Genomic DNA, 24,959 nt, shown 5'->3' with positions numbered 1-24,959 from the left:
ATGCACGTCCTCGTGGTGCACAACCGCTACTCCTCGGCGCAGCCGAGCGGCGAGAACCGGGTCGTCGACGAGGAGGTGGAACTGCTGCGCTCGGCCGGCCACCGGGTCGAGGTGTTCGAGCGGCGCAGCGACGACATCGCCGGCCGGTCCCTGCCCGGCAAGGTCGCGGTGCCGCTGCTCGTGCCGTGGAACCCGGCGGTCCGCAGGGAGCTCACCGCCAGGCTCCGCGCCGATCGGCCGGATGTGGTGCACGTCCACAACGTCTTCCCGCTCCTGTCGCCCGCGGTCCTCGCCGCCTGCGCCGACGCCGGCGTGCCCGTGGTCGCCACGCTGCACAACTACACCCAGATCTGCCCGCCCGGCACGCTGCGACGGGACGGCCGGCTGTGCACCGAGTGCGTCGGCCAGGCGGCGCCGCTGCCCGCCGTCCGGCACGGCTGCTACCGGGGCTCCCGTCTCGCGACGGTGCCGCTCGCGGTGAGCCTGTCGGTCAACCGGCGGCGGTGGTGGTCCGGCGTGGAGCGGTTCTTCTGCATCTCCGAGGCGCAGCGCGACGTCCTGGTGCGCGCGGGCATGCCGGCCGGGCTGCTGACGGTGAAGCACAACTTCGTCCCCGACCCCGGCGCCTGCCGGGTGGGCGACGGGGAGCAGGTGCTCTTCCTCGGCCGGCTCGCGGAGGCCAAGGGGGTGCGGCTGCTCATGGCCGCGTGGGACGACATCGCGGCGGACGGCGGTGTGGGCGTGCCGCTCGTGCTCGCCGGCGCGGGACCGCTGGAGCGGGAGGTGACCGCGTGGGCGGCGGGCCGGGACGACGTGCGCTACGCCGGTCTGCTCGACCCGGCCCAGGTCCGGCAGACCGTCGCGCGGTCGGTCGCCGTGGTGGCTCCGTCGGTGGCCATGGAGACGTTCGGCCTGGTGGTCGCGGAGGCGATGGCGGCGGGGGTGCCCGCTGTCGCCGCCGGTCACGGCGCCTTCGTCGAACTCGTGGAGGACGGGGTGACCGGGCTGCTGCACCGGCCGGGCGAGTCCGCCTCGCTCGCGGAGTGCGTACGCCGGATCGCGGCCCGGCCGGAGCTGGGCCGGGAGATGGGCGAGGCGGCCCGGCGCCGTTACGAGAAGGGCTTCAGCCCGGCCGTCGGGCTCCAGCGCCTGGAGGAGGAGTACCGCGCCGCGATCGCGGGGCGGACGCAGTCAAGGGGGGACGGAATCAATGGGGGGCACTAGATGACACGATGCCGACTCTGCGGCTCGGCGACACTGGCGAGCGTCGTCGACCTGGGGGCGACGCCGCCGTGCGAGAGCTTTCTCGCCGCGGACCAACTGGACCGGCCGGAGCCCGCGTACCCGCTGCACTTGCGGGTCTGCACCGACTGCTGGCTCGCGCAGATCCCACCGCTGATCACGCCGGAGGAGACGTTCACGGAGTACGCGTACTTCTCCTCGTACTCGACGTCCTGGGTGGAGCACGCGCGCACGTTCGTCGCCGATGCCGTGCGGCGGGTGGGCCTCGGCCCGGACGCCTTCGTGGTCGAGGTCGCGAGCAACGACGGATACCTGCTGAAGCACGTGGTGGACCGGGGGATCCGCTGCCTGGGCATCGAGCCGTCGGAGAACGTCGGCGCCGCGGCACGCGACGCGGGTGTGCCCACGCTCACGGAGTTCCTGAGCCCGGACACCGGCGCGGCCGTGCGCGACGAGCACGGCCCGGCGAACCTGGTCGTGGCCAACAACGTGTACGCGCACATCCCCGACGTCGTCGGGTTCACCCGGGGGCTGCGCGCCCTGGTCGCCGACGACGGCTGGGTCTCCATCGAGGTGCAGCACCTGCTGACCCTGATCGAGGAGAACCAGTACGACACGATCTACCACGAGCACTTCCAGTACTACACGGTCGCCTCCGCGATCCGGGCCCTGGCGAGCGGCGGACTCGCGCTCGTGGACGTCGAGCTGCTGCCCACGCACGGCGGTTCCGTCCGGCTGTGGGCCCGGCCGGCCGAGGTGGCCGGCGAGCCGGCCCGGCGGGTGGCCGACGTGCTGGACCGGGAGAAGGCCGCCGGGCTCCAGGAGCTGTCCGGGTACGCCGAGTTCTCCGCCCGGGTGGCCAAGGTGCGCCGGGACCTCCTCAAGTTCCTGATCGAGGCGGCCGAGCGCGGCGAGACGGTCGTCGGCTACGGCGCCCCGGGCAAGGGCAACACCCTGCTCAACCACTGCGGCATCCGTCCCGATCTGCTCGCGTACACGGTCGACCGCAACCCCTACAAGCACGGCAGGTTCACCCCGGGCACCCGCATCCCGATCCTGCCGCCCGAGCGGATCGCCGCCGACAAGCCGGACTACGTGCTCGTCCTCCCGTGGAACCTGCGGGCCGAGCTCGTCGAGCAGCTGTCCTACGTGCACGACTGGGGCGGCCGGCTGGTCTTTCCCATCCCGGAACTGAGCGTTGTCGAGGTCGCGTCCCGAGAGGTCACAGCATGAAGGTCGTTCTGTTCTGCGGCGGTTACGGGATGCGGATGCGCAGCGGTGCCGCCGACGACGTGCCCAAGCCGATGGCGATGGTCGGCCCCAGACCGCTGATCTGGCACGTCATGCGCTACTACGCGCACTTCGGCCACACGGAGTTCATCCTGTGCCTCGGGTACGGGGCCCACCACATCAAGAACTTCTTCCTCACCTACGAGGAGACGACGTCCAACGACTTCGTGCTGCGGGGCGGGCGGACCGAGCTGCTGTCCACCGACATCTCGGACTGGACGATCACCTTCGCGCAGACCGGCATCGAGTCGCCGATCGGGGAGCGGCTGCGCCGGGTGCGGCACCACCTGGACGGCGACGAGATGTTCCTCGCCAACTACGCCGACGTGCTCACCGACGCCCCGCTGCCCGAGATGATCGAGAACTTCGCCCGGCGCGACGCCGGTGCCTCGATGATGGTGGTGCCGCCGCAGTCGTCGTTCCACTGCGTCGAGCTGGGCGAGGACGGCCTGGTGGGGGGCATCACGGCGGTGAGCGAACTGCCGCTGTGGGAGAACGGCGGCTACTTCGTGCTCCGCCAGGAGGTCTTCGACCACATCCCCGAGGACGGGGACCTGGTCGCCGACGGCTGCGCCGAACTGGCCAAGCGCGGACGGCTGGTGGCGCACCAGCACCGCGGTTTCTGGAAGCCGACCGACACCGTGAAGGAGCGGGCCGCGCTCGACGCCGCCTATGCCCGGGGCGACCGTCCGTGGGCCGTGTGGGAACGGGACAGCGCGGGGGTGACCGCGTGATCCGGCTCGGGGCGGGGCGCCTGGGCAGGATCGTCGCGGTGGGCGCGCACTGCGACGACATCGCCATCGGCGCCGGCGGCACGCTGCTGACGCTGTGCCTCGCGCGGCCGGGTGTCCGTGTCGACGCGCTGGTGCTCTCCGGTGGTGGCGGCGAGCGGGAGCAGGAGGAGCGGGCCGCGCTCGCCGCCTTCTGCCCCGGCGCCGACCTGCGGCTGACTGTGCACAAGCTGCCGGACGGCCGGATGCCCGTGCACTGGGACGAGGCCAAGTCCGCCGTCGAGGAACTGCGCGAGCGGACCGACCCGGACCTGGTCCTGGCCCCGCGCACCGACGACGCGCACCAGGACCACCGCGGCCTGGCGCGGCTGGTACCGACCGCGTTCCGCGACCACCTGGTCCTCGGCTACGAGATCGTCAAGTGGGACGGCGATCTCGGCCGGCCGTCCGCCTACCAGCCGCTGTCACCGGAGATCGCCGAACGGAAGGTACGGCTGCTCCAGGAGCACTACCCCTCGCAGCGGCACCGGCCCTGGTACGACCGGGAGGCCTTCCTCGGCCTGGCCCGGATCCGCGGCATCGAATGCCACGAGCGCTACGCCGAGGCGTTCGCCGTCACCAAACTCACGCTCGACCTGGGGGAATGAACCTTGCGCGTACTGCTCACCGGACACCAGGGCTACCTGGGCACCGTCATGGCCCCGGTCCTCACGGCCGCCGGACACGAGGTCGTCGGCCTCGACGCCGGCCTGTTCGCCGACTGCGTCCTCGGCCCGGCGCCCGCCGACCCGCGGGGGCACCGGGTGGACCTGCGCGACGTCACGGCCGACCACCTGGCCGGGGTGGACGCCGTGATCCACCTGGCCGCGCTCTCCAACGACCCGCTGGGATCGCTGGCGCCGGAACTCACCTACGACATCAACCACCACGCGTCCGTACGGCTGGCCCGGCTGGCCCGCGATGCCGGGGTGGCGCGCTTCCTGTACGCGTCGACCTGCTCCGTCTACGGTGCCGCCGGCGGCGACGAGCTGGTGGCCGAGGACGCCCCGCTGCGCCCGGTGACGCCGTACGCGGAGTCCAAGGTGCGGGTGGAGGACGACCTGCACTCCCTGGCCGACGGCGACTTCACCCCGGTGTACATGCGCAACGCCACCGCCTTCGGCTACTCGCCCCGGCTGCGCGCCGACATCGTGCTCAACAACCTGGTGGGCCACGCGCTGCTGTCCGGCGAGGTCCTCGTGCTCTCCGACGGCACCCCCTGGCGCCCGCTGGTGCACGCCGCCGACATCGCACGGGCCTTCACGGCCGCGCTGGACGCGCCCCGGGAAGCCGTGCACGACCGGGCGTTCAACATCGGCAGCGAGACCAACAACGTCACCGTCGCCGAGATCGCCGCGCAGGTCGCCGAGGCGGTGTCCGGCGCGAAGGTGGTGATCACCGGGGAGACCGGTGCCGATCCGCGGTCGTACCGGGTGGACTTCTCCCGGTTCCGCGCCGCGGTGCCCGGCTTCGACTGCGAGTGGACGGTGAAGCGGGGCGCGCTCGAACTCGCCGACGCCTACCGGACGTTCGGCCTGACCCGGGAGGACTTCGAGCAGCGCTTCACCCGCCTCGCCGTGCTGCGCGCGGCGTCCGAGTCCGGCGCCGTCGACGACACCCTGCGGTGGCGCCCGTGACCGGGACCGGCGAGGAGATGTACGCGCTGGTGGAGCGGATGTACCCGCTGTGCCGGAGCATCACCGGCGACGGTGTGCGCGCCACCTTGGACATCGTCGGGGAGTACATCCCGCTCCAGAGGCACGAGGTGCCGACCGGCACACAGGTGCTCGACTGGACCGTGCCGCAGGAGTGGAACATCCGCGACGCGTACATCGCCGACAGCGCCGGGAACCGGGTCGTCGACTTCGCCGCGTCCAGCCTGCACGTGCTCGGCTACAGCGTGCCGGTGTCGGCGACCATGCCGCTGGCCGAACTGCGCGGACATCTGCACACCCTGCCGGAGCATCCGGCCTGGGTGCCGTACCGCACCAGTTACTACAAGCCGGACTGGGGGTTCTGCCTGGCCCAGGAGACCCTGGACGCGATGGAGGACGGCGACTACGAGGTCCGCATCGACTCCACCCTCGCGGACGGCCACCTCACCTACGCCGAGCACGTGGTCCCCGGGCAGGTACCCGACGAGGTGCTCGTCTCCTGCCACGTCTGCCACCCGTCGCTGGCCAACGACAACCTGGCCGGCATCGCCGTGGCGACGTTCCTGGCCCGCGCGCTGGCCCGGCAGACGCCGTACCACACCTACCGGTTCGTCTTCGCGCCCGGCACCATCGGCGCGATCACGTGGCTGGCCCGCAACGCGGAGCGGGTGGACCGGGTCAGGCACGGCCTGGTGCTGGCCTGCGCCGGCGACCCCGGGCACCTGACGTACAAGCAGAGCCGGCGCGGCGACGCGGCGATCGACCGGGTGATGCGGCACGTCCTGACCGCCTCCGAACGCCCGCACCGCGTCACCGGGTTCACTCCGTACGGCTACGACGAGCGGCAGTACTGCTCGCCCGGGTTCAACCTCGGCGTGGGCTCGCTCACCCGGACCCCCTACGCGGGCTATCCCGAGTACCACACCTCGGCGGACGACCTGGACTTCGTCTCCCCGGAGGCGATGGCCGACACGCTCGCCGTCTGCCGCGAGGCGTTCGCCGTCCTGGACCGCGACCGGCGGTACGTCAACCTCAGCCCGCACGGCGAACCGCAGCTGGGCCGACGGGGGTTGTACGACGCGCTCGGCGGGCGCAGCGACACCAAGCAGGCCCAGCTGGCCATGCTCTGGGTGCTCAGCCTCTCCGACGGCGAGCACAGTCTGCTGGACGTCGCCGAGCGGTCCGGGCTGCCGTTCGGCACCGTCGCCGCCGCGGCCGACGCCCTGCACGGCGCCGGGCTGATCAAGGCATGACGCCGATGACCACCGAGGGGGAGAAGACGACACCGGCGACCCGGGCCGGACACGCCCGGAGGTCCACCAGGCGGGCCGTCGCCGGCCGGCTGTCCTGGGGGCTCGCCGACCAGGCGGCCTCCAGCATCAGCAACTTCGCGGTGGGCATCTACGTGGCCCGCTCGCTGGGCGTGACCGCGTTCGGCGTGTTCAGCCTCGCCTGGGTGACCTACGGCGTCGTGCTCAACGTCTCGCGCGGCCTTGCCACCGACCCTCTCGTGGTGCGCTTCAGCGGCGTGCCGGACGCGTCCTGGCGCGGGGCGGTGGCCCGGTCGTCGGGTACCGCGCTCGGCGTGGGAGCCGCCATCGGCGCGGCGTGCCTGGTGGTCGGGCTCGGTCTCGGCGGCCGGGTGGGTCCCGCGTTCGCCTGCCTCGGCGTCCTGCTGCCGGGGCTGCTGTTGCAGGACGCCTGGCGGTTCTCGTTCTTCGCCGCCGGCGCCGGGCGGAAGGCCTTCGTCAACGACCTCGTGTGGTGCGTCGCGCTCGTCCCGGCCATGGTCCTGGCGGCCCACGTGGGCAGCGTGGCCGCGTTCGTGCTCGCCTGGGGAGCCTCCGCCGCGGTGGCCGCCGCGTACGGCTGCCTCCAGTCCGGGATCCGGCCCGAGGTGAGCGGAGCACGCGCGTGGCTGCGCGAGCACCGCGACCTCGGCTACCGGTACCTGGTCGAGAACGTCAGCCTCAGCGGCGCGAGCCAGCTGCGGGCGTACGGGCTCGGCGCGATCGTCGGCGTCGGCGCGGTGGGCGCGGTACGGGGCGCCGAGCTCCTGATGGGTCCCTTCCTCGCCGTACTGATGGGACTGTCCCTGGTGACCGTCCCGGAGGCGGCACGGGTGCTGCGGCAGGCCCCGCACCGCCTCGGCACGTTCTGCCTCCTGCTGGGCGGCGGGCAGGCCGCCGGCGCGCTGCTCTGGGGCGGGTCGCTGCTGCTGGTGCCGGACCGGCTCGGCGACCTCGTGCTGGGCGGCGTCTGGCACTCCGCCTCGCAGCTCATCGCGCCGATCACCCTCAGCGTCGCGGGCGCCGGCCTCGGCACCGGCGCCGCGGCCGGGCTGCGCGCGCTCGGCGCGGCCCGGCGCAGCCTGCGCTCCCAGCTGTTCGCCTCCGCCTGCTACGTCGGCGGCGGGCTCGGCGGGGCGGCCGCCGCGAGCACGGTCGGCTCGGCCTGGGGCGTCGCCGCCGCGACCGTCAGCGGCTCGGCCGTGTGGTGGCTGCACCTGCGGTCCGCCCTGCGCGAGCAGCACCACGACTCCGTTCCCGAAGTGAGGACCTCATGACCGACCGACCCAGGCTGAGCATCGGCCTGCCCGTGTACAACGGCGAGGAGTACCTGGCCGAGTCGCTCGACGCCCTGCTCGGCCAGACCTACGAGGACTTCGAGCTGGTCGTCTCCGACAACGCCTCGACCGACGGGACCCAGGACATCTGCCGCGCGTACGCCGCGAAGGACTCCCGCATCCGGTACCTCCGCCTGCCCCGGAACATCGGCGCCACCCCGAACCACAACCATGTGTTCGCCGAGTGCCGCGGCGAGCTGTTCAAGTGGGCCTCGCACGACGACCTGTACGCCCGGGACCTGCTGCGGCGCTGCGTCGAGGCGCTGGACGAGCGGCCGGACGTGATCCTCGCGCACGCCGACCAGGCGGTCATCGACGGCGACGGCCAGGTGAAGGTCCCCTACGCGTACACGCTCGCCACCGCCTCGCCGCACGCGCCGGAGCGCTTCCGCAGCATGCTGTTCGAACCCGGCGGCGACGACTTCTACGGGGTGATCCGGGCCGACGTGCTGCGCCGGGTGAGACCGATGGACAGCTACCACCACGCCGACCGCACGTTCGTCGCCGAGATCGGCCTGCACGGGCCCTTCCACCAGGTGCCGGAGCTGCTGTACTTCCGCCGCGACCATCCCACCCGCGCCGAGCGGGCGAACCCGTCCAAGCGCTCCCGGTGCGTCAACCTGGACCCGCGCCGGGCCGGCCCGCTGCACCCGACGCCCCGGCTGCTCGCCGAGTACGTCTGGGGCTTCGTCTCGGCGATCCGGCGGGCGCCGTTGTCCCCGGCCGACCGGCGCGCGTGCTACCGCCACCTGGCCGCGTGGATGGCCAGCCGGGCCCGGCCGGGCGCCGGCGAGCGGGTCGAGGACCGCGCCCCGGTCGACCCGGCCGAGCTCACCGTCTCGGTCGACGCCCTGGTCGCCGGCCGTGAGCGGAGGCCGGCGTGAGGAGCGCGCCACGCGTGGGGCTGTTCGGCCTGCTCGGCTCCGGCAACCTCGGCAACGACGGGTCGCTGGAGGCCGTGCTCGGGTACCTCCGCTCCCAGCACCCGGACGCGGTCGTGGACGCGCTGTGCGGCGGACCCGAGGCCGTCACGGCCCGGTTCGGCATCCCCGCGACGCGGCTGCACTGGTACCGCGGGGAGTACCGGACCGCGTCGCGTGCGGGCGCGGTCGCGTCGAAGGGCCTGGGCAAACTCGTCGACGTCTTCCGCACCGCCGCCTGGGTGCGCCGGCACGACGTGGTGATCGTGCCGGGCATGGGCGTCCTGGAGGCGACGCTGCCGCTGCGGCCGTGGGGCTTCCCGTACGCGCTGTTCCTGCTCTGCGCGAGCGGCCGGCTGCTGGGCACCCGGGTCGCGCTGGTCAGCGTCGGCGCCGCGACGATCGGCAGCCGGCCGACCCGGGCCCTGGTGCGCTGGTCGGCGCGGCTGGCGGCGTACCGGTCGTACCGGGACGCCCAGTCCCGCGACGCGATGCGGGCGATGGGCGTGGACACCGCGCGCGACGAGGTCTACCCGGACCTCGCGTTCGCCCTGCCGACTCCGGGGGCGAACGCGCCCTCGGGCCCGCCGGGGCCGGTCTGTGTCGGTGTCATGGACTTCCACGGCGGCGACGACGACCGCTCCCGGGCCGAGCAGATCCACCGGCGCTACCTGGACGGGACCATCCGGTTCGTCCGCGCGCTGGTCGAGGAGGGCAGGGCGGTCCGGCTGCTCACCGGCGACGCGTGCGACGCGCCGGTGGTCGCCGCGATCCTCGACGCGGTCGACTCGCCGCTGGTCACCGCCGCCGAGACGGCCTCGCTGGCCGACCTGATGAAGGAGACGGCGGCTGCCGACTCCGTGGTGGCGATCCGGTACCACAACCTGATCTGCGCGCTGAGGACCGGAACGCCGACGCTCGCCGTCACCTATGCCGCGAAGAGCGAGGCGCTCATGGAACGGATGGGCCTCGGCGCGTACTGCCACCCGGCGCGCGAGCTCGACGCCGACCGGCTGCTCGCCCAGTTCCGGGCGCTGGAGAAGCGATCGGCCGAGCTGCGGCGGACCCTCGTCGAGCGGAACCTGGCCGCCGTCCGGCAACTCGACCACCAGTTCACCGCTTTGGCCACGGCCCTGTTCCCGGCGACCGGCCACGCGCACTCCCCCGCCCGGCAGGAGGCTCCATGAAGGCGACCGAAGTCCCCGAGATCGCAGGCGCGTACGTGTTCGCGCCGACGCCGTACGCCGACGAGCGCGGCTTCTTCTGCCGCACCTTCGACGCCGACGTGGTCCGCTCGGTGGGCCTCGACCCGTGCGCCTTCGTCCAGGACAGCGTGTCCCGCTCGGTCCGGGGCGTGCTCCGCGGCCTGCACCTGCGCTCCGGCGCCGGCGAGGCCAAGCTGGTGCGGTGCTCGTACGGGAGGATCTTCGACGTCGTCGTGGACCTGCGGCCTCACTCGCCGACGTACCTGGGCCGGGCCTTCTTCGAGCTGGCCGGCGAGACGCAGGCGACCGTGTACGTCCCGGCGGGGTGCGCGCACGGCTTCCAGGCGCTCACCGACACCGCCGACACCTCGTACCGGATCGACCGCCCGCACGATCCGGCCGAGGACGTGACGATCGCCTTCGACGATCCGGAGCTCGCCATTCCGTGGCCGCTGCCGGTCACATCGATGTCCCGGCGGGACCGGGAGGCGCCGAGCCTCGCCGAGGTCCTGAAGCACACGGAAGGATGAAGCCGGCTTGGAGAGCGAAGAGTTCCACCTGCCCAGGTCACGGGCGGCGAACGAGCGACTGCACGCCCTGGTTCCCGGGGGCGCGCACACCTACGCCAAGGGCGACGACCAGTACCCCGAGAACCTGGCCCCGGTCATCAGCCACGGCCGGGGCGCCCACGTGTGGGACGTCGACGGCAACCGCTACGTCGAGTACGGCTCCGGCCTGCGGTCGGTGAGCCTCGGCCACGCCCACCCGCGCGTGACCGAGGCGGTGCGGCGGGAACTCGACCGCGGCGGCAACTTCGTCCGGCCGTCCATCGTGGAGGTCGAGGCCGCGGAACGCTTCCTGGCGACGGTGCCGACCGCCGAGATGGTGAAGTTCGCGAAGAACGGCTCCGACGTCACCACCGCCGCGGTGCGCCTCGCCCGCGCCGTCACCGGGCGCCCGCGGGTGGCGATGTGCGCCGACCACCCGTTCTTCTCCGTCGACGACTGGTTCATCGGCACCACACCGATGTCCGCCGGCGTCCCGGAGTCGACCACCGAGCTCACCGTGGCGTTCCCCTACGGCGACCTCGCCGCCACGGAGGAGCTGCTCACCCGGTACCAGGACGAGGTCGCCTGCCTGATCCTCGAACCCGCCACCCACACCGAGCCGCCGCCCGGGTACCTCGCCGGCCTGCGCGAGCTGGCCGACCGGCACGGCTGCGTCCTGGTCTTCGACGAGATGATCACCGGTCTGCGCTGGTCCGAGGCGGGCGCCCAGGGCCTGTACGGCGTCGTCCCCGACCTCTCCACGTTCGGCAAGGCGCTGGGCAACGGGTGCGCCGTCTCCGCGCTGGCCGGGCGCCGGGAACTGATGGAACGGGGCGGGCTGCGCCACTCCGGCGACCGGGTGTTCCTGCTGTCCACCACGCACGGTGCGGAGACCCACTCCCTGGCCGCCGCGATGGCCGTGCTCACCACCTACGTCGAGGAGGGCGTCACCGCGCGCCTGCACGCCCTCGGCGAACGGCTGGCCGCCGGAGTCCGCGAGGCCGCCGACGCCCTGGGCGTCGGCGACCACGTCGTCGTCCGGGGCCGGGCCAGCAACCTGGTCTTCGCCACCCTCGACGGGAGCGGGCAACCGTCACAGCAGTACCGCACCCTGTTCCTGCGCCGGCTCCTCATGGGCGGGGTGCTGGCCCCGTCGTTCGTGGTGAGCAGCGCGCTCAGTGACGCGGACATCGACCACACCGTCGACGTGGTGGCCCAGGCGTGTGCGGTGTACCGGAAGGCACTGGACGCCGGTGACCCCACCCCCTGGCTGGGCGGACGCCCGGTGAAGCCGGTGTTCCGCCGCTTGGCGTGACGCGGCTTGGCGTGACGTCAGCGACGCTCTCGCCGATCGGCGTCTGCCGTCCGCTCGGCCGTCCGCTCGGCCAGTCGGTCGGCCGTCCGGTCGACCAGCCACGCGGTCGCCGGTGTCACCGCCAGCGCGGTGCACCAGCCGCCGAGGACGTCGGTCGGGTAGTGCGCGCCCAGGGCGACCTGCGCCCAGCCCATGGGGGCGCCGGCCACCAGCGCCGCGGCGAGCACGAGTGACGTGCCGGCCGTCCCGCCGAGGCGGAGCCGGCCGGCCGCGAGCAGGGCCACCGCGCAGGCGAGCGCGGTGGCGAAGGCGGTGTGCCCGCTCGGGTAGGACAGGTTGCCGTCGCCGTGGATGGTGCGTCCCACCACGTGCTTGAGCAGCGTCGCCGCCCCGACGGCCACACCGGCGCCGGCGACGACGAGCACCGCTCCCCGAGGACGCCGAAGCAGCAGGCAGCCGGTCACGGCGGCCCCGACCAGCATCACCGCTCCCCCGGGCTCCCCCAGGAAGTCCAAGGCCAGGGCGACGTACCGCCACGGTGGCCGCACGCTGTCCGCCGTCGGCCGGACGACCCACCGGTCCACCGTGCCAGGCTCACCGTGGCCGGCGTACAGGACCCCGAGGACGACGACCACCAGCGCGGCGAGGACCGCGACCGGCCCGAGCGGCACGCGCAGCGACGGTGGCAGCACCGCGGGCGCCGACCGGTCCGTCACACGCCAACTCCCCACGAACGAGCCCCCCGTCGTGTCCGACTCGGCCCGCACGGGAGCCACCGGCCACCCTAACCAACAACGCGGCCGGGGCACACCGGATCCCGTCCGCCGGAGACAGGCCGGACTCAGGAGTTGCCGAAGGCGTCCCGCAGCCGCATCTCGTTGAAGCCGTTGCCGTCGTAGTCGTCCGAGTACGTCAGCGCGAGCCGGCCGGTCGGGGCGAGGGCCACGGCCGGGCCGCCCTGGCCGCCGCCGGTCACCACGTTCATCCGGTAGGCGGGCAGCCTGCCGGTCGTCGTGCCGTCCGCGTTGAAGCCGCGGGCCCACACGTCGTCCTTGCCCGCGTACACGGTCCCGCCGATGTTCACGTCGAAGGCCTCCTTCCACGCGACCACGAAGCTGCCGTCGTCGGCGACCGCGACATCGGCGACGTCCTGGTCGGAGATCGGCCGCTGGCCGTCGACGTACGGGCCGCTGCTGGTGCCGTCCTCGGTGGCCCGCTGTTCGGCCGCCGCGGCACCGCCGGTCGCGGAGAACACGCGGTCGTAGATCCGCTGCGGGCGCACCGGCGTGCCGGTGCCGGTGGTGTACTCGTCCGTCCACGCCACGACGAACCGGCCGTCGCCCGCCGACGCCACCGCGGGAACGGTCTGCTGGCCGTCGGTGAGGGAGTTGGCCACCTTGCGGGCCACGGCGAAGCCGCCCGAGGTGTTCAGCTTCGCGAGACCGATGTTGAGGCCGCCGTTGCCGTCCGCGTCCTCCTCCCAGACGATCGCGGTGTTCCCCGCGTCGTCGATCGCCGCGTCCGGTCGGCGGTTCGACCCGGCAGCACCCGAGTTGATCGTGCTGACCTGGACGTCCTGGTAGCGCAGCGCACCGGTCCCGGACCAGCTGCTCGCGTAGACCTGGTTGAGCGTGGCGCCGTCGGCCGTGCTCTCCCAGGCCACGGTGTAGGAGCCGTCGCCGGCCACCGCGACCGTCGGCCGCAGCTGGTCCCCGCTACCGGAGGCGTGCGGGCGCGGCAGGGCGGTCACCGTGCCGTCGGGGGCCACCTTGACCACGGCGATGTCGGCGTACTTGTTGCCGTCGTCGTCCTTGGCCCACGCGACGATCGCGTTGCCCTGGTCGTCCACGCCGACGTCGGGCTTCTGGTGCGACCAGGTCGTGTTGCCGGCGGTGCCGCCGTTGCTCAGCAGCTTCTCGTTCCACAGCGCGACGCCGTCCTTGTACATGCGGATGTACACGTCGGTGCCCAGCTCGGTGTCCGAGGAGTCGTGCCGGTCGCCCTGCTCGTACACCACGGCGGTGTAGACGGACGAGGTGCCGCCGGAGGCGACGGCGCTGTAGTGCTGGTCGCCGTCGGTCTGCACGTTGACCCGGGAGTAGTGCTGGGACGTCGAGCCGTACTTCGACGCGTCGATGTCGACCGCACCCGAACGCACCTTGTCGAAGTTGGCGACGTAAGCCTGGTAGACCGTCGGGTCGTCGATGCGCAGCAGCGTCTCGTCGTTCGTCTTCAGCGAGCCCGCGGTCCAGTTGTGGGAGCCCGTGTACACGTGCTGGACCTTGGTGCCGTCGGACTTCGTCCACTCCGTCAGCAGGTACTTGGAGTGGGTGGTGCCGTGGTTGCAGGAGGCGGTCGCCGAGGACTTGTAGCGGCATCCGCCGGGGCGGTTGCCGTAGGCCGCGACGTCGAGCGCGGTCAGGTCGTTGACGCCGTCGTTGCCACCGCCGTTGCTGAGGTCGCGGACGTTGGCGTCGACGCTGCACCCCTGGGACCGCTTCGCCTGGAGGGCGTCGTAGACGGCCGGGCGGGTGGTCCGCTGGTCGAGCTCGGCGGCCGAGATCCTGATCTTGCCGTCGACCGAGCAGTCGACCTTGTCGATGAACGAGGCGAGGATGTCGGCGTTGCCGTAGTGGGTGGCGTCCGAGGCGGTGTTACGGGGGAAGAAGAACGCCTCGACGGGAGAGTTCGGGTCGCCCGTGGTGTAGTCGTACGTGGTGTGCAGGCTGTCGCCGGCGTGCTTGATCTGGTCGTTGAAGTGCGCGCGGTACCGGGAGGCGAGGGCCGCGTTGCCGGACACGACGACCGCGTTGTTGATCTCGCCGTCCTGGCCGCCCGCGAGGTTCTGCGAGCTCTGCCAGACGACGTTCGTACGGCCGTCGGTGAGCGCGTCGAACACGATGTACTTGTCGTGGTCGATCGCGTTGGTGTCGCCCGAGCCGTTGCCCAGGCAGCCGCGGGAGCACCAGGTGAGGCTGGAGTTGCCCGTCAGCGTCAGACCGTCCAGGTTGCTGCTGGCCCGGTTCGCCGACTCCGAGATGATGCGCAGCGTGACGCCGCGGCTCTGGGCGGCGGCGAGCTTCCCCTGGAGATCCGAGCTGTTGAACCAGTACATGCCCATGTAGAGCGTCGAGTTGGGCGCCGCGAGATCGATGAGGCTGCCGACCGACGTGTTGATCGAGGAGTCGTAGGTCGTGGGCGTCGGGTAGTTGAACACCGCGGTGTAGTTCCCGGAGACGACGGTCTCCGCCTGAGCGGTGGCCGGGGCGAGCAGTGCCGCACCGAGCGCGAGAGGGGCGGCGAGTGCCGCCGAGCGCCGTATCTGTCTACCCATCTGTTTCCTTCGGTTCAACGGTGTGTTGGGGACGAGCCATCCTATGACGCGTCCATTTCACGTCCCTGACGTGCGGTAGACGAAGGGCGACGCACCCCACTGGTACGCCGGCACCCGGACGTTCTCGGGCGCGAAGCAGTCCAGCGTGGGCGCCACCGCGGCCCGGCTCATCCCGGCCCGCCGGGCCGACGCCATGTCCGACCAGTTCGCGAAGGGACCGAACGCGGCCAACGGGTGGGTCTCGCTGAAGGACCTCACCACGGTGACGTACAACGGCAAGCACCTGGTCTACGCGGCGAACGTGCCGGGGTCGTCGTACGGCTCGATGAGGACTCCACACCGACGACCGTGCCGTCGCTCTGGCCGGCGCCCGGCACATCGGGACACCGGCCGGAACCAGCGCCGCGCGAGGCGCCACTGGAGGCCGCCCGAACCGGGGCGGCGACAGGCACCACGGACGGATGCCTGCGACTGAAACCGTCGAAGCGTCGAGCAACCCGAATGATAAAGAGCCGGTGGACGGCGTCAATACCTCTCGCATGAATCGCTGCCAACACCGAAAGTCTTCGCACCCGTACGCGTCGAACAGCGCACACCACACCGTCAAATGGTCGGCCGGTACGCCTCTTGACCCCGGAACCGAGCGAGGTGCGGACGGCGTCGGCACTCGGTCCACCTTGCCCCAAGTGATCAGTATCCGCACGGTCGCGCTGGTCCCGGCCCTGACCTCCCGCACCCACCGACGCCGACACCCGGGTTCGCCCTCCGACTCACCGCGTTCCGAAAGTTTCGTGCGGCAATCGGAAATTTCTTCTGCGGGGAGTATTGACGATCCACGGTCACCACCTCAATCATCCCTGTCTGGGAAACCGGCCCCGGTTCGTGATTCCGTGCCCTGTCGGCTTGGACGATCCGTGCCGCACGGCAGATCCACGACCAGCCGCACGAACAGATCCGCGCACCACAGCACCTGCGCCACCCCGTTTCGATCCGGTGAGGTCCGCACCAGCGCATCCTGGCTCTTCGCGCAGTCGGAGAGGTCCGCGACGCCGCGTGACGGTCCCCCGGCTGAGCCGCGATGGAGTAGCCCATGCCTGTGTCGACCCATGACCGCGGTGTCCGGTGATTCCGTGCTGCCGGGGATCCGGCCCGCCCCGTCCGTCTGCCGCGTCGGAGCGGACGACGCAATCCCCAGCGCTTCAGTCCATCCGTGATTTCGACCCCGGAGGCACAGTCATGGGCTTGTACGCCCTTCCCAGATCCGGTATCCGCCGGACGATCCGCGGCCTGCTGCTGACGCTGGTCGTCGGCGTCCTCGGTGCGGTCACCGCACTGGCCGCGCCGCCGACCGCACACGCCGCCGAGAGCACGCTCGGCGCCGCGGCGGCACAGAGCGGCCGCTACTTCGGCACCGCCATCGCCTCGGGCAAGCTGGGCGACTCGGCGTACACGACGATCGCGGGCCGTGAGTTCAACATGGTGACGGCCGAGAACGAGATGAAGATCGACGCCACCGAACCGCAGCGGGGCCAGTTCAGCTTCTCCGCCGCCGACCGCGTCTACAACTGGGCGGTGCAGAACGGCAAGCAGGTGCGCGGCCACACCCTGGCCTGGCACTCCCAGCAGCCCGGCTGGATGCAGAGCCTCAGCGGCAGCACACTGCGCCAGGCGATGATCGACCACATCAACGGCGTGATGGGCCACTACAAGGGCAAGATCGCCCAGTGGGACGTCGTGAACGAGGCCTACGCCGACGGCAGTTCGGGAGCCCGGCGGGACTCCAACCTTCAGCGCACCGGCAACGACTGGATCGAGGTCGCCTTCCGGACCGCGCGCGCCGCCGACCCGGCGGCCAAGCTCTGCTACAACGACTACAACATCGAGGACTGGACCTGGGCCAAGACCCAGGCCGTGTACTCCATGGTCCGGGACTTCAAGCAGCGCGGTGTGCCGATCGACTGCGTCGGCTTCCAGTCGCACTTCAACAGCGGCAGCCCCTACAACAGCAACTTCCGCACCACCCTCCAGAACTTCGCCGCCCTCGGTGTCGACGTGGCCATCACCGAACTCGACATCCAGGGCGCCTCGGCCTCGACCTACGCCAACGTGACCAACGACTGCCTGGCCGTCTCCCGCTGCCTCGGCATCACCGTCTGGGGCGTGCGCGACACCGACTCCTGGCGATCGGGGGACACGCCGCTGCTGTTCAACGGCGACGGCAGCAAGAAGGCTGCCTACACCGCCGTCCTCAACGCGCTCAACGGCGGCACCTCCACGCCGCCCCCTTCGGGTGGCGGACAGATCAAGGGTGTCGGTTCGGGCCGTTGCCTGGACGTGCCCAGCGCCAGCACCACCGACGGCACCCAGCTCCAACTGTGGGACTGCCACAGCGGCACCAACCAGCAGTGGACGTACACCGACGCCGGCGAGCTGAGGGTCTACGGCGACAAGTGCCTGGACGCCGCCGGAACCGGCAACGGCACCAAGGTCCAGATCTACAGCTGCTGGGGCGGCGACAACCAGAAGTGGCGCCTCAACTCCGACGGGTCCATCGTCGGCGTCCAGTCCGGCCTGTGCCTCGACGCCGTCGCGAGCGGAACCGCCAACGGCACCCTGATCCAGCTCTACTCCTGCTCGAACGGCAGCAACCAACGCTGGACCCGCACCTGACGGGACCTGCCGCACACGAAAGGTTCAAGCGGCGACGGCCTACGGTGCGGCTGCTCCCGCCCCTCCGGTAGGACATCGTCGTGGTCCCGGGTCGCCGCCGTGGTGGCGGCGACCCGGGATTCGCCATGTTCGCCGCGGTGAATCCGGTACCCGCCGAGGCGGCGACGGTGGAGCCGGCCGGCGCCCCCACGGGGTTCCCGTGCGGCGATCCCCGACCTCGGCCGGGAGGGCCACGGCCTGGTCGTCCTCCGGGAGCACGCCCTTGAAGGAGTCGTGCCGACGCGGCGCGACGCAGAAGACCTCGGCCGGATCGCCCGCTTCGCGGTGCGTCAGAACTGCCTGGCGCGGACCCCGCCAAGGCCGGGAGCACCCCGCGCCCGCATTCCCGGCACTGATCGAAGCCGCAGGTCAGGACCCCTTGGCCGCCGGTTCGAGGATCGCCACGCACTCCACATGATGCGTCATCGGAAACAGATCGAACGCCCGAAGCGTCCGCACCCGGTAGCCGCCCTCGCGGAAGTACCCCAGGTCCCGGGCCAGCGCAGCGGGATCGCAGGCGACGTAGGCGATGCGGCGGGCCCCGAGGGAGGACAGGTGGGCGACCGTGTCGCGGCCGGCGCCGGCGCGGGGCGGGTCGAGGACGATCAGGTCCACCTCGGTGATGCCGGTGCGCGGCAGGACCGACTCGACCTTGCCCTGCTCGACGCGGACCCGCGGGAAGTCGGCCAGGTTGTGCCGCGCGTCCTCCACCGCCCGCTTGCCGGACTCGATGCCGAGGACCGCGCCCTTCTCGCCGAGACGGTCGGCGAGCGCGCCGGCGAAGAGGCCGACACCGCAGTAGAGGTCCAGGGCCGTCTCGCCCTTGCGGGGCAGCAGGCCCTGCATGACGGCGGTGACGAGCGTGTCCGCCGCCTTCGGGTGGACCTGCCAGAAGCCGCCGTTGCCCACCCGGTGCGTACGGCCGTCCGCGCGTTCGCGGACGAAGGGGCGGCCGTGGACGCGGTGCACTCCGCCGGACTTCTCGTCCACCCGCAGGACCGACACCGGCCGGTCCAGTTCGACCAGCGGGAGGCGGGCGCCGGGGCGCGGGGTGAGGATCACCTGGCGGTCCTGGGATCCGGTCGCCGCGACGGCCTCGACCGATTCCATGCCGGTCCAGTCCCGCTTCTCGATGCCCAGCTCGCTGACGCCCTCCGCCGCGATCAAGCAGTGGTCGATGCGCTCGACCTCGTGCGAGCGGTGCCGGCGCAGACCGGCGTGGCCCTCGGCGTCGACGGCGTACTGGACGCGGGTGCGCCACTGCGGGACCTGTCCGGCGGGCAGCTTGTCGCCCTCGGCGGGGACCACGGTGCCGTCCCAGCCCGCCTCCTCGGGGGTGAGGCCGGCGAGTCGCTGGAGCTGTTCCGCGATCACCTCCGCCTTCAGCCGGCGCTGGGCGCCCGGCTTGGCGTGCTGCCAGTCGCAGCCGCCGCAGCGGCCGGGGCCGGCGAAGGGGCAGGGGGCCTCGATGCGGTCCTTGGACGCCTCCAGGATCCGTACGGCGTCCGCGCGCAGGAAGCGGGCGCCTTCCTCCCCCTCGGTCACCCTCGCCACCACCCGCTCGCCGGGCAGCGCGTGCCGGACGAACAGCACCTGTCCCTCGGGGGTACGGGCGATGCAGTGGCCGCCGTGGGCGACGGGGCCGATCTCGACCTCGTACTCCTCGCCCACCAGAGACTTGGTCGGTTCTGTCTGCATGGTGGGGTGACTCCAGACCGGGAAATCGGGGAAAGGGGGCGGCCCGCACCGGCGGGCCCGACAACAGCCCACCAGTCTACGGCCTTCCCGCCCCGCCTCGGACCTCGCCCGAGGGCCCCGTCGACGCCGACTCGGACGACGCCGACTCGGATTTCGGCGAGGGCCCCCGGTTCCCGACGGCTCAGTCCTTGCCCGACGGCTCCTTCGGCCGCACCAGCGCCGGACCGCGCCGGACGGCGCCCGGTGCGTTCCACTCCTGCCGCTTGCGGGCGCGGGCCCGGGCGGCCTCGGAGGAGGCCAGCTGGTAGGGGACAGAGGTGACCATCACGCCCGGCGTGAACAGCAGACGGCCCTTGAGGCGCAGCGCGCTCTGGTTGTGCAGCAGGTGCTCGTACCAGTGGCCGACCACGTACTCGGGGATGATCACGGAGACCGCGTCACGCGGGGACTCCTTGCGCAGGCCCTTGACGTACTCGATGACCGGCCGCGTGATCTCGCGGTACGGCGAGTCCAGGACCTTGAGCGGTACGTCGATCCCGCGCCGCTCCCACTCCTCGCGCAGCGCCTTGGTCTCGGCCGGGTCGACGTTGACGGTCAGCGCCTCCAGGGTGTCCGAGCGCATCAGCTTGGCGTAGGCCAGGGCGCGCAGCGTCGGACGGTGGATCTTCGAGATGAGCACCACCGAGTGCACCCGCGACGGGCGGACCATGTCGTCGGCCGGGCCCTCGGGCGCGGCGATCTCCTCGGCGACCCGGTCGTAGTGCTTCCGGATCGCGGTCATCGTCGCGTAGAAGATGCACATGCCGAGCAGGGCCACCCAGGCGCCGTGCGTGAACTTGGTGACCAGGACGACGACGAGCACCAGGCCGGTGAAGAAGGCGCCGAACGCGTTGATGGCCCGGGAGCGGACCATGTGGCTGCGCTTGGCCGGGTCCTTCTCGACCCGGAGGTGGCGGTTCCAGTGCCGGACCATGCCAGTCTGGCTGAGCGTGAAGGACACGAACACGCCGACGATGTAGAGCTGGATCAGGCGGGTGGAGTCGGCGCCGTAGATGAAGACCAGCAGCATCGCCGCGCCGGCGAGCAGCACGATGCCGTTGGAGAAGGCGAGCCGGTCGCCGCGGGTGTGCAGCTGGCGCGGCAGGTAGCGGTCCTGCGCGAGGATCGAGCCGAGCAGCGGGAAGCCGTTGTACGCCGTGTTGGCCGCCAGGAACAGGACGAGCGCGGTGGCGGCGGCGAGGAGGACGAACAGGAAGCTGCCCTTGCCGAAGACCGCCTCGGCGACCTGGGAGATCACCGGGTTCTGGACGTAGCCGGAGCCGAGCGGGACGCCGTTGTGCAGCAGGTCGGTGGCCGGCCTCTCCGCCATGCGGACCTTGGTGGTCATGGCGAGCGCGATGATGCCGCAGAACATGGTGACGGCCAGCAGGCCCATCATGGCGAGCGTGGTGGCCGCGTTCTTCGACTTGGGCTTGCGGAAGGCCGGGACGCCGTTGGAGATGGCCTCGACGCCGGTGAGGGCGGCACAGCCGGAGGAGAAGGCGCGCAGCAGCAGGAAGACGAGCGCGAAGCCCGCGAGACCCTGGTGCTCGGCCTTGATGTGGTAGTCGGCCGTCGGCGCCCGCATGGTGTCCCCGAGGACCAGACCCCGGAAGGCACCCCAGGCGATCATGATGAAGACACCGCCGACGAAGACGTAGGTCGGGATCGCGAAGAGCTTGCCCGACTCCTTCACGCCCCGCAGGTTCATCAGCGTCAGCAGCACGATCACGGCGGCCGCGCAGAACACCTTGTGCTCGACCACGAACGGGATCGCGGAGCCGAGGTTCTCGATGCCGGAGGAGATGGAGACGGCGACGGTCAGGACGTAGTCCACGAGCAGGGCGCTGGCCACGGTGAGGCCGGCCTTGGGGCCGAGGTTCGTGGTCGCGACCTCGTAGTCGCCGCCGCCGCTCGGGTAGGCGTGCACGTTCTGCCGGTAGGAGGCGACCACGGTGAACATCAGCACGACGACCGCGACCGCGATCCAGGGGCTGAAGTGGTACGCCGACACGCCCGCGATGGACAGGACCAGCAGGACCTCCCCCGGCGCGTAGGCGACGGAGGACAGCGGGTCGGAAGCGAAGACGGGGAGTGCGATGCGCTTCGGCAGGAGCGTTTCGCCCAGCCGGTCACTGCGCAGTGCGCGCCCGATCAGGATCCGTTTGGGCACGTCGGTCAGTTTGGACACGAGAGAGGATCGTAAGCCTTCGAACTGGCACCCGCCCACCCGGCGTGCTGGATCTGCCTCACGAGTGAAATCGGGGGCGCACGGAACTACGGAATCCGTGCTTCGTGTGCCCGTCGTGCCTAGATGGCAAACCCCGCCTGTCATCGCACTTCGGAGGTTCCATGCCCGCGACCGCGGAGCTGATCGGGGCGCTGCTCGCCCTCGGCGGCCTCGGAATCCTGACCCTGTGCAGCGTGCGCAGCATCACTCGCCGACGGCTCCGGCCACCACCCGCGGCACGGGGGTGCCCACCGCGCGGCGCCCGTGTGTAGCTTTGGGCGTCGGTCTGAGACCCTGATGCTGAGCAGTAGCTTTTGGACACCGGAAGGACGGTCGTGCACATCGTCATCATGGGCTGTGGAAGAGTGGGTTCCGCTCTTGCCCAGACCCTGGAGCAACAGGGACACACGGTCGCCGTGATCGACCAGGACCCCACCGCCTTCCGTCGGCTGGGCCCGGGATTCGGGGGCCGCAGGGTCACCGGTGTCGGCTTCGACCAGGACACCCTGCGCGAGGCGGGCATCGAGGAGGCCGGCGCCTTCGCCGCCGTCTCCAGCGGCGACAACTCCAACATCATTTCCGCGCGCGTGGCACGCGAGATGTTCGGCGTGGAGAACGTGGCCGCCCGCATCTACGACCCCCGCCGTGCCGAGGTCTACCAGCGCCTGGGCATCCCCACCGTGGCCACGGTGCGCTGGACCGCCGACCAGATGCTGCGTCGGCTGCTGCCCTCCGGGGCCGAGCCGCTGTGGCGCGATCCCACCGGCGGGGTGCAGCTCGCCGAGGTGCACGCCTCCCCGAAGTGGGTCGGCCACAAGATCAGCAAGCTCCAGGAGGAGACGGGCGTCCGGGTGGCGTTCCTGACCCGCCTGGGCGAGGCGATCCTGCCCACCTCGCAGACGGTGTTGCAGGAGGGCGACCTCGTGCACGTGATGATGCGGACGGACGACGTGGACAAGGTCGAGGCGGCGTTCGCCGGTGGCCCGGAAGAGGAGGGCGGTCACTGATGAGGGTCGCCATTGCCGGGGCCGGCGCCGTCGGCCGCTCGATCGCGGGCGAGCTGCTGGAGAACGGCCACGAGGTCCTGCTGATCGACAAGGCGCCGACCGCCATCTCGGTCGAGCGCGTCCCGCAGGCGGAGTGGCTGCTCGCCGACGCCTGCGAGATCACCTCGCTGGACGAGGCGGCGTTGCAGCGCTGCAACGTCGTGATCGCCGCGACCGGCGACGACAAGGTGAACCTGGTCGTCTCGCTGCTCGCCAAGACGGAGTACGGCGTTCCGCGCGTCGTGGCCCGGGTGAACAACCCGAAGAACGAGTGGCTGTTCAACGAGGCCTGGGGCGTCGACGTCGCCGTCTCCACCCCGCGTCTGATGTCCGCCCTGGTCGAGGAGGCGGTGAGCGTCGGCGACCTGGTCCGGCTGCTCCGCTTCAGCCACGGCGACGCCAACCTCGTCGAGCTCACCCTGCCGGAGGAGTCGGCGCTGGCCGGCACCCAGGTCGGGGACGTGCAGTGGCCGGAGGACACCTCCCTGGTCACGATCATCCGCGGCACCCGGGTGCTGACGCCCTCCAAGGAGGACTCCCTGGAACCGGGCGACGAACTCCTCTTCGTGGCCGCGCAGGCCCGGGAGGAGCAGCTGGAGGACCTGCTGTCGGTGCGGCGGGAGGACTGACCGCGCGACGACGAAGGGCGCCCTTGTCGCCAAGGGCGCCCTTCGTCGTCGTCAACCCGCCCGCATCCCCGGCGGAGCGTGCCAAGCCCTCCCGCCGCCACCGGCCCAGCCTCACGCCCGCACCGGTTCAGCCTCCCGGCGGGGCCTTCCCAGTCCTCTCGGCGGGGCCTTCCCAGTCCTCCCGGTGATGCCGGTCCAGCCCCCGGTGGAGCCCGCCCAGCCCTCGCGGCGGCACCGGCGCAGCCTCCCGGTGGGGCCTGCCCAGCCCTCCCGGTGATGCCGGTTCAGCCCCCGGCGGCATCGGCCCAGCCCGCCGCCAGCACCGGCCCAGCCACCCGGCGGGGCCTCCCCAGCCCTCCCGGTGAGGCCGGTCCAGCCTCCTGGTGATGCCGGTTCAGCCCCCGGTGGAGCCCGCCCAGCCCTCGCGACAGCGCCGGCGCAGCCTCCCGCCGGCACCGGCCCAGCCCTCCCGGCGGTACCGGCCTAGCTCTCCCGGCGGTGTCGGCCGCCGGCCGCCTCGGCAGCGGCCTTCCTCTCCTCGGCCGCCTTCTCCTCCGCCTCCATCTCCGCGAACACGTCGATGGGCGCGGGCGCCTTGGCGAGGAAGACCCAGGTCAGCCACACCGCCAGCAGGAACGGCGGGATCTTCAGGATGACCAGGACCCAGCCGAGCTGGGCGGTGTCGGCCCACCAGTACAGCGGGAAGAGGATCGCGCACTTGGCGAGCAGGATCAGACCCCAGGCCCAACTGGCCTTGGCGTACGCCTTCTTGCGGCCGGGGTTGCGGGTGCGCCAGGAGAGGTTCTCCTTGAAGACCGGGCCGAGCACGACACCGATCAGGGGCACACCGGCCAGCGTCGTGATGATGTAGGCCAGCGCCAGGCCCAGCGTGTACAGCATGCCGGGGAGGTAGAAGTCCTTGGCGTTGCCGGTGAACATCGCGAACACGACACCGAAGGCCACGCCGAAGACACCGCTGAAGGCGTGCTTGACGGTGTCCTTCATCGCCAGCCGGACCACGACCAGGATCAGCGACAGCGCCAGCGCGGCGATCGCCGCCATGTGCAGGTTCTTGTTGACCGTGAAGATCGCGACGAAGAGCAGGCCCGGCAGGACCGTCTCGACCATGCCGCGGACCCCGCCGAAGGCCTCGAACAGCGCCGCCTCGGTCACCGCGCGGGCGTCGTCGGGCTGAGTCTGGTCGGTGTCTTGGGTCGGCTTGTCGAGGGACGTCACCGGCTACTCCCGTCCGAGGGGTCGCAGTTCGTATTTCGGGTTGAACAGCACCCGGCGGCCCCGGCTCATCGAGATCCGGCCCGATGCGATCAGCTTGCGCCCCGGTTCTATCCCCACGATGGAGCGCCTGCCGAGCCACACCACGTCCAGCGCGGCGGAGCCGTCGAACAGCTCGGCCTCCAGGGCCGGGACGCCGGCGCGCGGGCGCAGGGTGACCGTGCGCAAGGTACCAGTTACGGTGACGATCTGTCGGTCGTGACAGTCACCGATCTTCGTGCACCCGGCCGTCTCCGCGTCCTCGCGCAGCTCCTCGGACTCCAGGTCCTCCTGCGACGAGGAGAGCCGGTCGAGCATGCGCCGGAACCGGCCGGCCTGCTTTTCGGATCGAGGAACAGCAGTCATACCTGAAGCGTACCGGGGTGCACCGACAGGGCCGTAGCGCAGCTCACTCCCGCAGCGGCGGCTCC

21 protein-coding genes and 1 pseudogene are annotated in these 24,959 nt (G+C 71.8%); 15 read left to right on the top strand and 7 right to left on the bottom strand.

The genetic code is table 11. The features are described from left to right. The 11 genes from IE294_RS00780 to IE294_RS00730 are packed head-to-tail and all read left to right on the top strand — an operon-like array spanning position 1 to position 11,571. Complete coding sequence (locus IE294_RS00780) at positions 1-1,224, top strand: glycosyltransferase family 4 protein (RefSeq protein WP_189881250.1); 1,224 nt, start codon at positions 1-3, stop codon at positions 1,222-1,224. Further along, complete coding sequence (locus IE294_RS00775) at positions 1,225-2,475, top strand: class I SAM-dependent methyltransferase (protein ID WP_189881249.1); 1,251 nt, start codon at positions 1,225-1,227, stop codon at positions 2,473-2,475. It begins immediately after the preceding gene. Further along, the gene (locus IE294_RS00770; protein ID WP_189881248.1) at positions 2,472-3,266 is read left to right on the top strand and encodes a glycosyltransferase family protein; all 795 of its coding nucleotides are present in this window, start codon (positions 2,472-2,474) and stop codon (positions 3,264-3,266) included. Before IE294_RS00775 ends, IE294_RS00770 begins: the two co-directional genes overlap by 4 nt. Further along, a complete protein-coding gene (locus IE294_RS00765) occupies positions 3,263-3,910 on the top strand; it encodes a PIG-L deacetylase family protein (RefSeq protein WP_189881247.1) in 648 nt (215 codons plus the stop codon). The genes IE294_RS00770 and IE294_RS00765 overlap by 4 nt, the downstream gene beginning before the upstream one ends. 3 nt (positions 3,911-3,913) lie before the next feature. Continuing rightward, positions 3,914-4,939 carry an NAD-dependent epimerase/dehydratase family protein gene (locus IE294_RS00760; RefSeq protein ID WP_189881246.1) on the top strand — a complete coding sequence of 342 codons (1,026 nt, stop codon included), beginning with the start codon at positions 3,914-3,916 and terminating at the stop codon, positions 4,937-4,939. Continuing rightward, positions 4,927-6,210, top strand: coding sequence for a DUF4910 domain-containing protein (locus tag IE294_RS00755; RefSeq protein ID WP_189881245.1), 1,284 nt, complete (start codon positions 4,927-4,929; stop codon positions 6,208-6,210). Before IE294_RS00760 ends, IE294_RS00755 begins: the two co-directional genes overlap by 13 nt. Next, entirely contained in the window at positions 6,207-7,523 is a 1,317-nt protein-coding gene (locus IE294_RS00750; protein WP_189881244.1) for an MATE family efflux transporter, read from the top strand. Before IE294_RS00755 ends, IE294_RS00750 begins: the two co-directional genes overlap by 4 nt. Further along, positions 7,520-8,467, top strand: coding sequence for a glycosyltransferase family 2 protein (locus IE294_RS00745; RefSeq protein ID WP_189881243.1), 948 nt, complete (start codon positions 7,520-7,522; stop codon positions 8,465-8,467). Before IE294_RS00750 ends, IE294_RS00745 begins: the two co-directional genes overlap by 4 nt. Before the next feature lie 14 nt (positions 8,468-8,481). Next, the gene (locus IE294_RS00740; RefSeq protein WP_189881242.1) at positions 8,482-9,690 is read left to right on the top strand and encodes a polysaccharide pyruvyl transferase family protein; all 1,209 of its coding nucleotides are present in this window, start codon (positions 8,482-8,484) and stop codon (positions 9,688-9,690) included. Beyond that, positions 9,687-10,238 carry a dTDP-4-dehydrorhamnose 3,5-epimerase family protein gene (locus IE294_RS00735; protein WP_189881241.1) on the top strand — a complete coding sequence of 184 codons (552 nt, stop codon included), beginning with the start codon at positions 9,687-9,689 and terminating at the stop codon, positions 10,236-10,238. The genes IE294_RS00740 and IE294_RS00735 overlap by 4 nt, the downstream gene beginning before the upstream one ends. 7 nt (positions 10,239-10,245) lie before the next feature. Beyond that, entirely contained in the window at positions 10,246-11,571 is a 1,326-nt protein-coding gene (locus IE294_RS00730) for a glutamate-1-semialdehyde 2,1-aminomutase (protein WP_189881240.1), read from the top strand. Positions 11,572-11,588: 17 nt separating this feature from the next. Here IE294_RS00730 and IE294_RS00725 read toward each other — a convergent pair whose 3' ends face one another. The 3 genes from IE294_RS00725 to IE294_RS00715 all read right to left on the bottom strand — a co-directional run bounded on the left by IE294_RS00725 (position 11,589) and on the right by IE294_RS00715 (position 15,076). After that, positions 11,589-12,287, bottom strand: a complete 699-nt coding sequence (locus tag IE294_RS00725; RefSeq protein ID WP_189881239.1) for a phosphatase PAP2 family protein — start codon at positions 12,285-12,287, stop codon at positions 11,589-11,591. Positions 12,288-12,412: 125 nt separating this feature from the next. After that, positions 12,413-14,905 carry a phospholipase D-like domain-containing protein gene (locus IE294_RS00720; RefSeq protein WP_189881238.1) on the bottom strand — a complete coding sequence of 831 codons (2,493 nt, stop codon included), beginning with the start codon at positions 14,903-14,905 and terminating at the stop codon, positions 12,413-12,415. 57 nt (positions 14,906-14,962) lie between these two features. Then, positions 14,963-15,076: a non-reducing end alpha-L-arabinofuranosidase family hydrolase gene (locus IE294_RS00715; RefSeq protein ID WP_306433307.1), complete on the bottom strand. Its 114-nt coding sequence runs from the start codon at positions 15,074-15,076 to the stop codon at positions 14,963-14,965. A 55-nt stretch (positions 15,077-15,131) separates the two neighbouring features. Between IE294_RS00715 and IE294_RS00710 the strand changes: the two are divergent. Both IE294_RS00710 and IE294_RS00705 read left to right on the top strand, forming a co-directional pair. Beyond that, a pseudogene (locus tag IE294_RS00710) lies at positions 15,132-15,233 on the top strand (non-reducing end alpha-L-arabinofuranosidase family hydrolase); the annotation flags it as partial. Positions 15,234-16,141: 908 nt separating this feature from the next. Then, complete coding sequence (locus tag IE294_RS00705) at positions 16,142-17,575, top strand: endo-1,4-beta-xylanase (RefSeq protein ID WP_189881236.1); 1,434 nt, start codon at positions 16,142-16,144, stop codon at positions 17,573-17,575. Positions 17,576-17,983: 408 nt separating this feature from the next. On the opposite strand, the gene IE294_RS00700 is transcribed toward IE294_RS00705, so the two are convergent. Both IE294_RS00700 and IE294_RS00695 read right to left on the bottom strand, forming a co-directional pair. Next, on the bottom strand, positions 17,984-19,312 hold the full coding sequence (locus IE294_RS00700) for a class I SAM-dependent RNA methyltransferase (protein ID WP_189881235.1): 1,329 nt from the start codon (positions 19,310-19,312) through the stop codon (positions 17,984-17,986). Between the two features lie 181 nt (positions 19,313-19,493). Beyond that, positions 19,494-21,542: an APC family permease gene (locus IE294_RS00695; protein ID WP_189881234.1), complete on the bottom strand. Its 2,049-nt coding sequence runs from the start codon at positions 21,540-21,542 to the stop codon at positions 19,494-19,496. 374 nt (positions 21,543-21,916) lie between these two features. Here IE294_RS00695 and IE294_RS00690 point away from each other — a divergent pair, with 374 nt between their 5' ends. Next, positions 21,917-22,588, top strand: a complete 672-nt coding sequence (locus IE294_RS00690; RefSeq protein WP_014675526.1) for a potassium channel family protein — start codon at positions 21,917-21,919, stop codon at positions 22,586-22,588. Continuing rightward, positions 22,588-23,256 carry a potassium channel family protein gene (locus IE294_RS00685; RefSeq protein WP_014675525.1) on the top strand — a complete coding sequence of 223 codons (669 nt, stop codon included), beginning with the start codon at positions 22,588-22,590 and terminating at the stop codon, positions 23,254-23,256. Before IE294_RS00690 ends, IE294_RS00685 begins: the two co-directional genes overlap by 1 nt. A gap of 483 nt (positions 23,257-23,739) precedes the next feature. Here the strand turns inward: IE294_RS00685 and IE294_RS00680 are convergent, their stop codons facing one another. Together IE294_RS00680 and IE294_RS00675 are read right to left on the bottom strand one after the other, a co-directional pair. Continuing rightward, on the bottom strand, positions 23,740-24,492 hold the full coding sequence (locus tag IE294_RS00680) for a DUF3159 domain-containing protein (protein WP_189881233.1): 753 nt from the start codon (positions 24,490-24,492) through the stop codon (positions 23,740-23,742). A gap of 3 nt (positions 24,493-24,495) precedes the next feature. Further along, entirely contained in the window at positions 24,496-24,894 is a 399-nt protein-coding gene (locus IE294_RS00675) for an OB-fold nucleic acid binding domain-containing protein (RefSeq protein ID WP_079082424.1), read from the bottom strand. Positions 24,895-24,959: the final 65 nt, after the last annotated feature.

Origin of the sequence: Streptomyces canarius, assembly GCF_014650735.1 — a bacterium.
Taxonomy (GTDB): Bacteria; Actinomycetota; Actinomycetes; order Streptomycetales; family Streptomycetaceae; genus Streptomyces; species Streptomyces olivaceoviridis.
This window is presented reverse-complemented; position numbering and strand designations above follow the sequence as displayed.

Bases quoted from the DNA above. Each gene is read 5' to 3' on its own strand.
- IE294_RS00780 (WP_189881250.1), top strand. From the start codon at position 1: ATGCACGTCCTCGTGGTGCACAACCGCTACTCCTCGGCGCAGCCGAGC.
- IE294_RS00735 (WP_189881241.1), top strand. From the start codon at position 9,687: ATGAAGGCGACCGAAGTCCCCGAGATCGCAGGCGCGTACGTGTTCGCG.
- IE294_RS00745 (WP_189881243.1), top strand. From the start codon at position 7,520: ATGACCGACCGACCCAGGCTGAGCATCGGCCTGCCCGTGTACAACGGC.
- IE294_RS00685 (WP_014675525.1), top strand. From the start codon at position 22,588: ATGAGGGTCGCCATTGCCGGGGCCGGCGCCGTCGGCCGCTCGATCGCG.
- IE294_RS00750 (WP_189881244.1), top strand. From the start codon at position 6,207: ATGACGCCGATGACCACCGAGGGGGAGAAGACGACACCGGCGACCCGG.
- IE294_RS00770 (WP_189881248.1), top strand. From the start codon at position 2,472: ATGAAGGTCGTTCTGTTCTGCGGCGGTTACGGGATGCGGATGCGCAGC.
- IE294_RS00675 (WP_079082424.1), bottom strand. From the start codon at position 24,894: ATGACTGCTGTTCCTCGATCCGAAAAGCAGGCCGGCCGGTTCCGGCGC.
- IE294_RS00700 (WP_189881235.1), bottom strand. From the start codon at position 19,312: ATGCAGACAGAACCGACCAAGTCTCTGGTGGGCGAGGAGTACGAGGTC.
- IE294_RS00720 (WP_189881238.1), bottom strand. From the start codon at position 14,905: ATGGGTAGACAGATACGGCGCTCGGCGGCACTCGCCGCCCCTCTCGCG.
- IE294_RS00715 (WP_306433307.1), bottom strand. From the start codon at position 15,076: ATGAGCCGGGCCGCGGTGGCGCCCACGCTGGACTGCTTCGCGCCCGAG.
- IE294_RS00775 (WP_189881249.1), top strand. From the start codon at position 1,225: ATGACACGATGCCGACTCTGCGGCTCGGCGACACTGGCGAGCGTCGTC.
- IE294_RS00705 (WP_189881236.1), top strand. From the start codon at position 16,142: ATGGGCTTGTACGCCCTTCCCAGATCCGGTATCCGCCGGACGATCCGC.